The 12,069-nt window shown below is 70.2% G+C and carries 13 protein-coding genes; 2 read left to right on the top strand and 11 right to left on the bottom strand.

The annotated features are described in order from the left end of the window. Positions 1 to 57: 57 nt before the first annotated feature. The gene (gene pyrR, locus A3Q37_RS25960) at positions 58 to 642 is read right to left on the bottom strand and encodes a bifunctional pyr operon transcriptional regulator/uracil phosphoribosyltransferase PyrR (RefSeq protein ID WP_065488050.1); all 585 of its coding nucleotides are present in this window, start codon (positions 640 to 642) and stop codon (positions 58 to 60) included. Between the two features lie 222 nt (positions 643 to 864). Here pyrR and bldD point away from each other — a divergent pair, with 222 nt between their 5' ends. Then, entirely contained in the window at positions 865 to 1,365 is a 501-nt protein-coding gene (gene bldD, locus A3Q37_RS25955; RefSeq protein WP_006123181.1) for a transcriptional regulator BldD, read from the top strand. 172 nt (positions 1,366 to 1,537) lie between these two features. On the opposite strand, the gene nusB is transcribed toward bldD, so the two are convergent. From nusB to aroC, 7 genes are all read right to left on the bottom strand, one after another. Further along, complete coding sequence (nusB, locus tag A3Q37_RS25950; RefSeq protein ID WP_006123183.1) at positions 1,538 to 1,969, bottom strand: transcription antitermination factor NusB; 432 nt, start codon at positions 1,967 to 1,969, stop codon at positions 1,538 to 1,540. A 2-nt stretch (positions 1,970 to 1,971) separates the two neighbouring features. After that, positions 1,972 to 2,538, bottom strand: coding sequence for an elongation factor P (gene efp / locus A3Q37_RS25945; protein WP_006123185.1), 567 nt, complete (start codon positions 2,536 to 2,538; stop codon positions 1,972 to 1,974). 50 nt (positions 2,539 to 2,588) lie between these two features. After that, entirely contained in the window at positions 2,589 to 3,695 is a 1,107-nt protein-coding gene (locus A3Q37_RS25940) for a M24 family metallopeptidase (RefSeq protein WP_065488049.1), read from the bottom strand. Positions 3,696 to 3,763: 68 nt separating this feature from the next. Then, positions 3,764 to 4,660: a Pro-rich N-terminal domain-containing protein gene (locus A3Q37_RS25935; protein WP_065488048.1), complete on the bottom strand. Its 897-nt coding sequence runs from the start codon at positions 4,658 to 4,660 to the stop codon at positions 3,764 to 3,766. A 142-nt stretch (positions 4,661 to 4,802) separates the two neighbouring features. Beyond that, positions 4,803 to 5,243, bottom strand: a complete 441-nt coding sequence (gene aroQ / locus A3Q37_RS25930; protein WP_030712607.1) for a type II 3-dehydroquinate dehydratase — start codon at positions 5,241 to 5,243, stop codon at positions 4,803 to 4,805. Then, positions 5,240 to 6,877 (bottom strand): 3-dehydroquinate synthase, encoded by a 1,638-nt coding sequence (gene aroB, locus A3Q37_RS25925; RefSeq protein ID WP_079137998.1) that lies wholly within the window; start codon positions 6,875 to 6,877, stop codon positions 5,240 to 5,242. The genes aroQ and aroB overlap by 4 nt, the downstream gene beginning before the upstream one ends. Continuing rightward, positions 6,874 to 8,058 (bottom strand): chorismate synthase, encoded by a 1,185-nt coding sequence (aroC, locus tag A3Q37_RS25920; protein WP_030712602.1) that lies wholly within the window; start codon positions 8,056 to 8,058, stop codon positions 6,874 to 6,876. Before aroC ends, aroB begins: the two co-directional genes overlap by 4 nt. A gap of 296 nt (positions 8,059 to 8,354) precedes the next feature. On the opposite strand from aroC, the gene A3Q37_RS36020 reads away from it, so the two are divergent. Beyond that, complete coding sequence (locus tag A3Q37_RS36020; protein WP_079137997.1) at positions 8,355 to 8,819, top strand: hypothetical protein; 465 nt, start codon at positions 8,355 to 8,357, stop codon at positions 8,817 to 8,819. A gap of 83 nt (positions 8,820 to 8,902) precedes the next feature. On the opposite strand, the gene A3Q37_RS25915 is transcribed toward A3Q37_RS36020, so the two are convergent. The 3 genes from A3Q37_RS25915 to ruvX all read right to left on the bottom strand — a co-directional run bounded on the left by A3Q37_RS25915 (position 8,903) and on the right by ruvX (position 12,061). Beyond that, the gene (locus tag A3Q37_RS25915; protein WP_065488047.1) at positions 8,903 to 9,733 is read right to left on the bottom strand and encodes a shikimate dehydrogenase; all 831 of its coding nucleotides are present in this window, start codon (positions 9,731 to 9,733) and stop codon (positions 8,903 to 8,905) included. Further along, entirely contained in the window at positions 9,726 to 11,489 is a 1,764-nt protein-coding gene (gene mltG / locus A3Q37_RS25910; RefSeq protein WP_065488046.1) for an endolytic transglycosylase MltG, read from the bottom strand. The genes A3Q37_RS25915 and mltG overlap by 8 nt, the downstream gene beginning before the upstream one ends. 98 nt (positions 11,490 to 11,587) lie before the next feature. Then, on the bottom strand, positions 11,588 to 12,061 hold the full coding sequence (ruvX, locus tag A3Q37_RS25905) for a Holliday junction resolvase RuvX (RefSeq protein WP_176711514.1): 474 nt from the start codon (positions 12,059 to 12,061) through the stop codon (positions 11,588 to 11,590). Positions 12,062 to 12,069: the final 8 nt, after the last annotated feature.

The following is a 12,069-nucleotide window of genomic DNA, read 5'->3' as shown; positions in this document are numbered from 1 at the left end:
TGCGGGCGCGCAGAAGGGCGCCGTACGTCCCCACAGGGGCGTACGGGGGTGCTCGGGCTACTGCGCGTCCGCGGGGGCGGCCTGCTTGACGCCGAGCAGCACGGCGTCGCGGCCGTCCTCCTCGGCGAGCTGGACCTTGACCGTCTCCCGCAGCGACGTGGGGAGGTTCTTGCCGACGTAGTCCGCGCGGATCGGGAGCTCCCGGTGGCCGCGGTCGACGAGGACCGCGAGCTGCACCGCGCGGGGGCGGCCGATGTCGCCGAGCGCGTCGAGGGCGGCGCGGATCGTACGGCCGGAGAAGAGCACGTCGTCGACCAGGACGACCAGGCTGCCCTCGACCCCCTCGCCGGGGATCTCGGTGCGGGCCAGGGCGCGCGCCGGGCGCAGCCGCAGGTCGTCGCGGTACATGGTGATGTCGAGCGATCCGACCGGCGTCTTCCGGCCGGTGATCTGTTCGAGTTTGTCGGCGAGCCGACGGGCGAGGAACACGCCCCGGGTCGGGATGCCGAGCAGCACCACGTCGTCGGCGCCCTTGGCGCGTTCGACGATCTCGTGGGCGATACGGGTCAGCACACGGGCGATGTCGGGGGCCTCGAGAACGGGGCGCGCCGCGTTGCCGGTGTCGTCGTGCTGTGCGTCCATAAGAAACGGACCTCCTTCTCCGCCTCACGGGACGGATCGTTAAAGGACGTCGAATTTGCGTCATCCACGCTACCAGGGCTTGCGCCCGGCCCTGGACCCACCCCCGGGAGGTGCCGGTCCGGACCATTCGGCTTGACGCATCCAAGTAACGCTGCGTAACCTCACAGTGAGTTACCAGCCACGCGGCGGAGCCGCACACTGTTCCAGCGTCCGGGGAGCCATATGTCCAGCGAATACGCAAAACAGCTCGGGGCCAAACTCCGTGCCATCCGCACCCAGCAGGGCCTCTCCCTCCACGGCGTGGAGGAGAAGTCGCAGGGTCGCTGGAAGGCCGTCGTGGTCGGTTCGTACGAGCGCGGCGACCGTGCCGTGACCGTGCAGCGCCTCGCCGAGCTGGCGGACTTCTACGGGGTCCCGGTGCAGGAGCTGCTGCCCGGCACGACGCCGGGCGGGGCCGCCGAGCCGCCGCCGAAGCTCGTTCTGGATCTGGAGCGCCTCGCCCACGTCCCGCCGGAGAAGGCCGGTCCGCTCCAGCGTTACGCGGCGACCATCCAGAGCCAGCGCGGTGACTACAACGGCAAGGTGCTCTCGATCCGCCAGGACGATCTGCGCACGCTGGCCGTGATCTACGACCAGTCGCCGTCCGTGCTGACGGAGCAGCTCATCAGCTGGGGCGTGCTCGACGCGGACGCGCGCCGCGCGGTCTCCCACGACGAGAGCTGAGCGAGCGGGGCCCGGCCCCACAGCAGAAACGTGCCGCCGGGTGGGCGGGGACCTTCGGGTTCCCGCCCACCTGGCGTTTGTGTGCCCGTATGTCGCGGCGGTACACCGAAGGGCCCACAGCCGGTCGGCTGTGGGCCCTTCGTGGTGTGCGGCCGGATCGCCGCCGCCGGGGCTACTGCTCCCGGCGGAGGTTCGGCTTCAGGTCCTTGAAACGGGCCAGCAGGCCGTTCACGAAGGACGGGGAGTCATCGGTGGAGAACTCCTTGGCGAGCTGGACGGCCTCGTCGATCACCACGGCGTCCGGGGTCTCGTCCATCCAGATCAGCTCGTACGCACCGAGCCGCAGGATGTTCCGGTCGACGACCGGCATGCGGTCGATCTCCCAGTCCACGGCGTAGGTGACGATGAGGTCGTCGATCCGGTCCGCGTACTGCGCGTACCCCTCGACGAGCTCCATCGTGAACTCACCGACCGGCGGCTGACGGTCGTCGGTCCGCGAGTGCCGTACCCAGTCCGCGAGAACGCTCTGCACGGACGCACCGCGCTGGTCGGCCTCGAAGAGAATCTGGAAGGCACGCTTGCGGGCCTTGTTCCGGGCGGCCACGGTTAGCTGTTCACCCGGCCGAGGTAGTCGCCCGAGCGGGTGTCGACCTTGATCTTCTCGCCGGTGGTGATGAAGAGCGGCACGCCGATCTCGTAACCGGTCTCCAGCGTGGCGGGCTTGGTGCCGCCGGTGGAGCGGTCGCCCTGGACGCCCGGGTCGGTGTGCTGGATCGTCAGCTCGACGGCGGCGGGCAGCTCGACGTAGAGCACCTCGCCCTCGTACTGGGCGACGGAGGCGGTGAAGCCCTCGATCAGGAAGTTGGCGGCGTCGCCGACGGCCTTGCGGTCGACCATGAGCTGGTCGTACGTGTCCATGTCCATGAAGACGAAGTACTCGCCGTCCATGTACGAGAACTGCATGTCGCGGCGGTCAATGGTGGCCGTCTCGACCTTCACGCCGGCGTTGAACGTCTTGTCGACGACCTTCCCGGAGAGCACGTTCTTGAGCTTGGTGCGCACGAAGGCAGGGCCCTTGCCGGGCTTGACGTGCTGGAACTCGACGACGGACCAGAGCTGGCCTCCGTCGAGCTTGAGCACCATGCCGTTCTTGAGGTCGTTCGTGGAAGCCACGGTTGCGGAATCTCCTGGACTGAAGCTGGTGGAACGACCGAGGATCCGCGCTAGAGCGCGAGCAGTTCCTTGGTCGTCATGGTGAGTAGCTCGGGTCCGCCGTCCGCCTCGGGGCGCACGACGAGCGTGTCATCGATCCGGACACCGCCCCGGCCCGGGAGGTGGACCCCCGGTCCGACGGTGACCGGCACACAAGCGTCCAGTTTACCCATGGCTGCCGGTGCCAGTTGCGGGTCCTCCTCGATTTCGAGCCCCACACCGTGCCCGGTCCTCGGCGGAAGCCCTTCTCCGTACCCCGCGGACTCCAGCGGATGCCGGGCCGCGCGGTCCACGTCCCGGTAGGCGGCACCGGGCGCCAGGGCCTCCCTGCCCGCCCGCTGAGCGGCGAAAACAAGGTCGTACAGCTCGATCTGCCAGTCGGCGGGGGCCGTGCCGATGACGAACGTACGGCCGATCTCGCAGCGGTAGCCGTGGTAGCTCGCGCCGAGGCGGACGGAGAGGAAATCTCCCTCTTCCACCCTGCGGTCCGAGGGCCGGTGGCGTCCCTGGCCGGAGTTGGGTCCGGTGGCCACGGAGGTGACGAAGGCCGGGCCGTCGGCGCCGTGGTCGACGAGGCGGCGCTCCAGTTCGAGGGCGAGGTGGCGTTCGGTGCGGCCGACCAGGATCGATTCCAGGAGTTCGCCGAGGGCCTGGTCACTGATCTCGGCGGCGATCCGGAGGCAGCCGATCTCCTCCTCGTCCTTGACGATCCGCTGCTGTTCCACGGTGAAGCCCAGATCGGCCAGTTTCAGCCGCGGGGCGGACTTCCCCATGGCCCGGTGCCGGGCCACGGTCAGGTCGTGCTCCTCGACGGCGAGGGATTCCGCGCCCGAAGCGGCGGCGAGACCGGCGGCGACGACGACCGGGTCCTCGTCCGGGACGGGCAGGAGATCGATCCGCAGGGCCTCGTCGGGCCGCCCGTGGGCGCCGTCGCCGGCCGGGGCGCGCGGGCAGAGCAGAACGTCCTCGCCGGGGCCGAGCAGCAGCACGGCGCCGGGGGGCGCTCCGCCCGCGAGATAGCGGACGTTGGCGGGGCGGGAGACCAGGGCGGCCGCGGAGCCCGCGGCGGCGCACCGGTCGCGGAGCAGCCCGCGTCGGACGGCGTGCACCTCTGACATGGTTCGAGCGTACGAGCGGGCGCGGTGGCCCGCTCGGCCGGCGCATCCGACCGGGGGGCGAGGCTCCGCTACCAGGCGGGCGGGCTCGCGATGGAGCGGGCCAGCACGTCGTCCAGGACGCGGGCGGTGGTCTCGACGTCGTACGTGGAGTTGTCGATGATCGGGAGGCCGGAGCCGTACCAGCCGGCCATCCGGCCGTGGATGCGGGCGACCTCCTCGTCGGAGAGCCGGCGGTTGCCGCTGCGCTCCGCGTTGCGCTCCAGGACGATCTCCAGGCCGGGCAGCAGGACCACGGGCAGCAGACCGGGGCCCACATGGCGCTTCCAGCCGCCGAGGCCGACGACCGGACGGTCGGGGAAGACGGCGTCGTCGAGGATGCAGGAGATGCCGTTGGCGAGGAAGTTGCGGGCGGCGAAGCCGCAGGTGCGGCGGGCCAGGCGGTACTGGGCCTCGGAGTGGTCGTTCCAGCCGGCCTGCGGGTCGGCGAAGCCGGAGCGGACCCATTCGCGGACGTCGTCGAGGGAGACATGGGCGGTGGGCACCCGGCGGCGGGCCGCCCAGAGCTTGGCGACGGTGGTCTTGCCCGCTCCGGCGGGGCCGATGAGCAGCACGGCGAGCGTCGCGCCGCCGGTGCCGGGCTCGGCGGGGGGCGCGGGCAGCGGCACGGGGCCGCCCGGGGGCAGCTGGACGTGTCCGGTGTGCCCGGCGGTCTCCCTGGCGGGGGGCGTGGGGCCGGTGCCGCTCCAGCCGGGGCCGGGGGCCTGACCGGGGGCGGACGAGGGCTGGGCGTGGCCGGGAGGAGCCTGGCCGGGGGCCGCCGGGGGCGGGGCCTGGCCGGGGCCCGGGGGCGGCGGGGATATCGGGGGCGGGCCGGGGTGGCCGGGGTGCTGGGCCTGGTACGGCCGGCCGACGTGCCCGCTACCGGGTCCGTGGGGCGGCAGCGGGGCCCCCACTGCGTGCTGCATCCGGTGCCACTCCGTCTCGTCACTGCAACTGGCGCTGCTGGGAGGGCTACCGTACCTTCCCGGGCCGTCTCGGGGTGAACGGCCCGGGAGGGTACGAAGTGCCCGTCGGCCACGCGGCGGGGCGGGCGGGAACCGCGGGGTGTCAGTCCGTCAGTTCGTCGGCGAGGGCGCGCAGGGCGAGCCGGTAGGAGCCGATGCCGAACCCGGCCACCGTGCCCGTGGCCACCGCGGCGACCACGGAGGTGTGCCGGAACTCCTCGCGGGTGTACGGGTTGGAGATGTGCACCTCGATCAGCGGGGCGGTGCGCTGGGCGGCCGCGTCCCGCATGCCGTACGAGTAGTGCGTGAAGGCGCCCGGGTTCAGAACGACCGGAATCGATCCGTCCGCCGCCTCGTGGAGCCAGCGGATCAGTTCGCCCTCGTCGTTGGTCTCCCGTACGTCGACGTCGAAGCCGAGCTCCTTGCCGAGCGCGGTGCAGGTCTCGACGAGTCCGGCGTAGGAGGTGGCCCCGTAGACGTCGGGCTCGCGCGAGCCGAGCCGGCCGAGGTTGGGGCCGTTGAGAACGAGGACCCTGCGGGTCACGCGGAGACCTCCCCGTAGGCGGCGAGCAGCACGGCCGGGTCGGGGCCCTCCAGGACGGTGGGCTTGCCGATGCCGTCCAGCACGATGAAGCGCAGCAGGTCGCCGCGCGACTTCTTGTCGACCTTCATGTTCTCCAGCAGCTTGGGCCACTGGTCGCCGCGGTAGGTGAGCGGCAGGCCCACCGACTCCAGGATCGTGCGGTGCCGGTCGGCGGTGGCGTCGTCGAGGCGTCCGGCGAGCCGGCCCAGCTCGGCGGCGAAGACCATGCCGATGGAGACGGCCGCGCCGTGGCGCCACTTGTAGCGCTCGTTCTTCTCGATGGCGTGGCCCAGCGTGTGGCCGTAGTTGAGGATCTCGCGGAGCCCGGACTCCTTGAGGTCGCTGGAGACGACCTCGGCCTTGACCCGGATGGAGCGCTCGATCAGCTCGGCGGTGTGCGGTCCGGAGGGCGTACGGGCGCCTTCGGGGTCATCCTCGACCAGGTCGAGGATGACGGGGTCGGCGATGAACCCGGCCTTGATGATCTCGGCCATGCCTGAGACGTAGTCGTGGACCGGCAGCGACTCCAGCGCGGCCAGGTCGCAAAGAACCCCGGCGGGCGGGTGGAAGGCGCCGACGAGGTTCTTGCCCTCGGCGGTGTTGATGCCGGTCTTGCCGCCGACGGCCGCGTCGACCATGCCGAGCACGGTGGTGGGGACGGCGATCCAGCGCACCCCGCGCAGCCAGCTCGCGGCGACGAATCCGGCGACGTCCGTGGTGGCGCCGCCGCCGATGCCGACGATGACGTCGGTGCGGGTGAAGCCGGTCTGGCCGAGCGCCTTCCAGCAGTAGGCGGCGACCTCGACGGTCTTGGCCTCCTCCGCGTTGGGCAGCTGGATGGCGATGGCCTCGTACCCCTGGTCGGCGAGGTCCTGGCGGACCGCCTCACCGGTCTCGGCGAGCGCCTCGGGGTGCAGGACGGCGACCCGCTTCGCGCGGTCGCCGATGAGCTGGGGCAGCTCGCCGAGGAGCTGGTGGCCGACGAGAACCTCGTACGGGTCGGAGCCCGCGGAGCCTGCGACCTGGATGCGGGTGGGGCCCTGCTGCGTCATGCCGGTCTTCTCCACGCCGGGGGCCGCCTGGCCCTCCGGCAGTTCCAGTGCGTCGATGATCGCCTGGGCGACCTCTTCGGGGGTGTGCTCGTCGGTCGCGACGACGGTACGGGCGACCTCTTCGTACAGATGGCGGCGGGCGTCCATCAGCTCGCGCCACTGCCGGCGCGGGTTGACCGCGAGCAGCGGACGGGCGGCGCCGAGCCCGACGCGGCGGACGGCCTCGTCCACGTCCATGGAGAGGTAGACGACCGGCCGACCGGCCAGCAGCTCCCTGGTCGCCCCGTCCAGAACGGCCCCGCCGCCGAGGGAGAGGACGCCCGGGTGCCCGGCGACGGCCGCCTCGACGGCGCGGCGCTCCAGGGCCCGGAAGTGCTCCTCGCCCTCGTCGTAGAAGATCTCCGCGATCGGCTTGCCGGCCTCGGCGACGACGTCCGCGTCGGTGTCCCGGTAGGTGGTGCCGAGCCGGGCGGCGAGCAGTTCGCCGACGGTGGACTTGCCGACGCCCATCGGGCCGACGAGGACGACCAGGGGGCCGCTCATCGGATCTGGAGGTGGTCGAGGTACGACTGGACGTTGCGGCGGGTCTCGGCCACGCTGTCGCCGCCGAACTTCTCCGCGACCGCGTCGGCCAGGACCAGGGCGACCATCGCCTCCGCGACGATGCCCGCGGCCGGGACGGCGCAGACGTCGGAGCGCTGGTGGTGGGCCTTGGTGGCCTCGCCGGTGGTGACGTCCACGGTGGCCAGCGCGCGCGGCACGGTCGCGATGGGCTTCATCGCGGCGCGGACGCGCAGCAGTTCGCCGGTGGTGAGCCCGCCCTCGGTGCCGCCGGAGCGGCCGGAGGTGCGCCGGATGCCCTCGTCGGTGGCGACGATCTCGTCGTGCGCCTTCGAGCCGGGGACCCGGGCCAGCTCGAAGCCGTCGCCGACCTCGACGCCCTTGATCGCCTGGATGCCCATGAGCGCGGCGGCGAGCCGGGCGTCCAGGCGCCGGTCCCAGTGCACGTGCGAGCCGAGCCCGACGGGCACGCCGTACGCGAGCACCTCGACGACGCCGCCGAGGGTGTCGCCGTCCTTGTGGGCCTGGTCGATCTCGGCCACCATCGCCTTGGAGGCGTCGGCGTCCAGGCAGCGGACCGGGTCGGCGTCCAGCTTCTCCACGTCGCCGGGGACCGGGACGACGCCGTACGGCGCCTTGGCGGCGGCCAACTCGACGACATGGCTGACGATCTCGATGCCCGCGGTCTCCTTGAGGTAGGAGCGGGCGACGGTCCCGAGGGCGACGCGGGCGGCGGTCTCCCGGGCGCTGGCGCGCTCCAGGACCGGCCGGGCCTCGTCGAAGCCGTACTTCTGCATCCCCGCGAGGTCGGCGTGGCCGGGCCGGGGGCGGGTGAGCGGGGCGTTACGGGCGAGCTGGGCCAGCTCCTCGGGGTCGACCGGGTCGGCCGACATGACCTGCTCCCACTTGGGCCACTCGGTGTTGCCGACCATGACGGCGACCGGGGAGCCCATGGTGAGCCCGTGGCGTACCCCGCCTAGGAAGGTGACCTCGTCCTTCTCGAACTTCATCCGCGCGCCGCGGCCGTAGCCGAGCCGTCGCCGGGCCAGCGCCTCCGCGACCATCTCCGTGGTGATCGGGACACCGGCGGGAAGACCCTCCAGCGTCGCCACCAGTGCGGGTCCGTGCGACTCCCCCGCGGTCAGCCAGCGCAACCTGCTCAACGGTGCTCCTCATGCTCGCGCCTGAAATCCAACGGCGCCACCGGGTGCGCGGCCCTGGCCCGCCACCCCCGATCCTCCCACGAACGGAGGCACGATCCGGTCGCCGGTCCAGCAGACGGACCGGCGACGCCCGGAGCCAGGCACGGCCCGGTTCCGAAGAACACCTATCGGCTAAACAAGGACAATAATGAGTATTCACTCAAACAGCGACGGCCGAAATTGACCGCTATTTAGAATCACCAGGAGCTAGAGTGAGCGCGACCCCGATCAGACACTGAGCACAAACGAGGAAACACATGCGAGCAGCGACTCGGCGTTTTACTGTCATTGGTTCCACCGCAGCTCTCTTCAGTTCCATGCTTCTCGGAGGAACAGCACACGCAGAAACCCTGGCCGACAAAGCATCCTCCATTTGCGGCTCAGGCTATTATGTGCAGAGATCCCACGTGTTGTCCGACAGGCAGACACAGGGGGTCACCGCCTTCCAGCTCTACAACGCCAGTTCCAGAAAGAATTGTGCGGTCACACTGAAGCACCCGACCACTTCTTCCTTCTATGGCACCAAGACGACGTTGGGTGCAGGAATTCGCGCCGAAGGTGGATCCTGGGTCAGGGAAGAAGGAGAATTCGCCTACTACGCAGGCCCGGTATATGTAAGTGCCTCGGGTAAGTGCGTGCAGTTCTGGGGAAAAACATATCAGAGCGGGGCATCCAGCGTCTGGTATGAGACGCACACAAGTTCTTTCGCAAACTGCGGCTGACCTAATTCCAAAAAGCTGATCTGCGCGGCGCCCCCGGAAGGCGCTTCCGGGGGCGCCGCACCTGTGAAGAATCATGCTTCAGGTCACCGGGACTCGAGGGCCTCGAGTCCCGCATTTCGCATGCCTTCCAGGGATACCTGTGGCACACCTGTCATCTGCTCAACCTGAAGGGCCGCTTGATGAACCAGCAGGTCCAGGCCTCCCACCACAGCACCTGACCGCTTCGACCATGCAGCCACCAGCGCGGTGGGCCACGGCTCGTACAGCACGTCGAAGAGGATGCCGGGGGTCTCCGGTACGGATCCGGCCAACGAGTCCGTCGCGCCGGCCGGGGTGGTGGCGATCACCAGCGGTGCGCTCAGTGCCGCCGCCCCGTCCGCCCAGTCGGCGGTGATGACGTCGACCCCGAGCCGCTCCCCCCAGCCGCGCATCTCGGCGGCCCGCTCGGGGCTGCGCACGTACGCCGTGACCGGCCCGGCGCAGACCACGGCGAGCGCGGCCAGCGCGGAGGAGGCGGTGGCGCCGGCGCCGAGGACGGCGGCGGATTCCACCTTGTCGACGCCGCGTTCCCGCAGGGCGGCGACCATGCCGGGGATGTCGGTGTTGTCGCCGACCCGGCGGCCGTCCTCGGTGAACACGACCGTGTTGACGGCCTCCACGGAGGCGGCCGTCGCGCTGACCTCGTCTAGCAGCGGGATGATCGCCCGCTTGAGCGGCATGGTCAGGGACAGCCCCGCCCAGGAGGCGTCAAGACCCTCGATGAATCCGGGCAGCGCCGCCTCGTCGACCTCGAACCGGTCGTAGGACCAGTGCTCCAGGCCGAGTTCGGCGTAGGCGGCGCGGTGCAGGACCGGGGAGAGGGAGTGGGCGATGGGCGAGCCGAGGACGGCGGCCCGGCGGCGAATATCAGCCAAGTCCCTGCTGTTCCTTCCACTTCTCGTTCAGCTTCTCGTGCTCCTCGACGGTCTTCGTGAAGTCGGTCTTCTTGCCGTCGAGCGAGATGAAGAACATCCAGCCGTTCGTGGTCGGGTTGAGCGACGCCTTTATGGCATCCATGCCCGGATTACTGATCGGCCCCGGCGGAAGACCCGTGTGGTAGTAGGTGTTGTACGGGTCCGGGTTGGTCCGGATCTCCTTGGAGCCGATCTTGATCTTGCTCTGGTTCTTGAGGTAGTTGAACGCCGAGTCGAATTCGAGCTTGCGGTTGGTGATCGTGTTGTCGGGTTCGAGCCGGTTGTAGACGACTTCAGCCATCTTACGGAAGTCGTCGTGCGTGAGGCCCTCCGCCTGCACCAGGCTCGCCACCGTGAGCACCTGCCACGGGCCGTCGAGGTTGAACTTCTTGGCCGTGGCTTCGAGGTCGACCTTCCCGTACTCCTTGTTCGCCCGCGAGACCATCCGCTTCAGCGCGTCCTCGGGCTTCGACCCCTTGGGGACCGGGTAGGCCGCCGGATAGAGGAAGCCCTCCAGCGGGTCCTTCACATCCGGGTTGTCGTCCGCCCAGTCGGGCAGGCCCAGCGACTCCGCCTTGGTCTTGGCGATCTTCGCGGTGGTGCCCTTCTTCAGCTCCAGCCGCTTGTCGATCAGCTCGTAGACCTTCGTGTTACGGGTCCCCTCAGGGATCACGAACGGGTTCTGGCTCTTCGGGTCGAGCATCATCGTGACCGCGCTGGCTGCCGACATCTCCTTGTTGAGGAGATAGACCCCAGCTTGGATCAACTTGCCCTTGGGGTTGTCGTTCTGCGCCGCGACAAAGGCGTCGGACGACTTGATGACGCCCTGCTTGCGCAGGATGTTCGCGATGTCGTACCCGAACGCGCCCTCGGGGATCTCGACCTCGACCTGCTCGCTGATGCCCGAACCCGCGTAGTCGGCCGGGGCGCCGAACTGCTTCTTCCAGAAGGTGTAGCCGACGTAGCTGACGCCACCGAGGCCGCCGACCAGGACGACGGAGACCACCAGGCAGGCGCAGCCGCTGCGGCTCTTTTTCTTCTTGGTCTTGCCGCCCCGGCGCTCATTGCCGCCGCGGTCGCGGCGCGAGGAACGCGATCCGTCGTCGTCCGGGTCATCGTCGTCGTCGCGCGGCTCACGGTCGCCGGATTCGTCCGCACCGGTGAAGAAGGGGTGCGTCTCCTCCTGCGGCTCGTCCGGATCCCAGTCCGTCGACGGCTGCTGCTGAGGCTGCTGTTGCTGAGGCTGCTGTGCGGGCGCGGCCTCACGGCGGCCCGGGGGCTGCGGCGGAGGGTAGGCCTCCGGCGTGCCGTAGTAGTCCTGGCCCGTGTCGTAGCCGCCGGAGTGCTGCGCATACGGGTCCTGGGGCTCGGCCCCGTACGGCATGGCGGCGTGCTGGCCGGTGTCCCAGCCGCCGTTGTACTGCGGCTGGGCACCCGGCTGCTGCGCGTACGGGTCCTGGGGCGTGCCGTACTGCTGGTGGTTCGGCTGCTGCTGACCGTACTGCTGATGCTGGTCGTACGGCTGCTGCTGGTGACTCTGGTACTGCTGCTGGTTCTGGTACTGCTGGGCGTACGGGTCCTGCGGATAGGACTGCTGCTGGTCGCCGTACTGGCTCTGGCCGTGGGCGGCCTGGTGGCCTCCCCATCCCTGGTCCCCGTACAAGGGGTCCTCGGGATGCCACGGTTCGGAGCCGGGGCCCCGGCCATACTCAGTCATCGATCCCCTAGAGCCGCGAGACGACGTTCCGTCTCTTCGCTTCGCTGTGCGGTTTATTCGAACACCGCCGCATCGCGCGGAACGTTACCGTATCGCGATCAGACAACCACTTCGACGCCCTCGCCCGGGGGATTGCCTGACGCCCGTTCGGACTCCAGAGCGTTCTGAAGGATCACCACAGCGGCAGCCTGGTCGATGACAGACCGGCCTTTCTTGGACTTCACGCCCGAGGCGCGCATGCCCTGGGCCGCCGTCACTGTGGTCATCCTCTCGTCCACCAGCCGCACCGGGACGGGGGCGATCGAACGTGCGAACACCTGGGCGAAGTCGCGGACCTTGGCGGCCGCCGGGCCCTCGCCGCCGCCGAGGGAACGCGGCAGACCGAGGATGACCTCGATCGGCTCGTACTCCTCGACGATCTGGCGGAGCCGCCGGTGGGCGGCCGGGACATCGCGTCCCGGCACGGTCTCCACCGGCGTGGCCAGGATCCCGTCGGGGTCGCACGAGGCGACCCCGATCCGGGCGTCCCCGACGTCGACGGCGAGCCGTCGGCCGCGGCGCATCGCTGTCATCCCGCTCG

This window comes from Streptomyces sp. PTY087I2 (assembly GCF_001687325.1).
GTDB lineage: Bacteria > Actinomycetota > Actinomycetes > Streptomycetales > Streptomycetaceae > Streptomyces.
The sequence above is the reverse complement of the archived record's forward strand: the minus strand, read 5'-3'. Positions and strand labels throughout refer to the sequence as shown.

Bases quoted from the DNA above. Each gene is read 5' to 3' on its own strand.
- A3Q37_RS25940 (WP_065488049.1), bottom strand. From the start codon at position 3,695: ATGTCAGAGGTGCACGCCGTCCGACGCGGGCTGCTCCGCGACCGGTGC.
- mltG (WP_065488046.1), bottom strand. From the start codon at position 11,489: ATGACTGAGTATGGCCGGGGCCCCGGCTCCGAACCGTGGCATCCCGAG.
- A3Q37_RS25935 (WP_065488048.1), bottom strand. From the start codon at position 4,660: ATGCAGCACGCAGTGGGGGCCCCGCTGCCGCCCCACGGACCCGGTAGC.
- bldD (WP_006123181.1), top strand. From the start codon at position 865: ATGTCCAGCGAATACGCAAAACAGCTCGGGGCCAAACTCCGTGCCATC.
- pyrR (WP_065488050.1), bottom strand. From the start codon at position 642: ATGGACGCACAGCACGACGACACCGGCAACGCGGCGCGCCCCGTTCTC.
- A3Q37_RS36020 (WP_079137997.1), top strand. From the start codon at position 8,355: ATGCGAGCAGCGACTCGGCGTTTTACTGTCATTGGTTCCACCGCAGCT.
- aroB (WP_079137998.1), bottom strand. From the start codon at position 6,877: ATGAGCGGCCCCCTGGTCGTCCTCGTCGGCCCGATGGGCGTCGGCAAG.
- ruvX (WP_176711514.1), bottom strand. From the start codon at position 12,061: ATGACAGCGATGCGCCGCGGCCGACGGCTCGCCGTCGACGTCGGGGAC.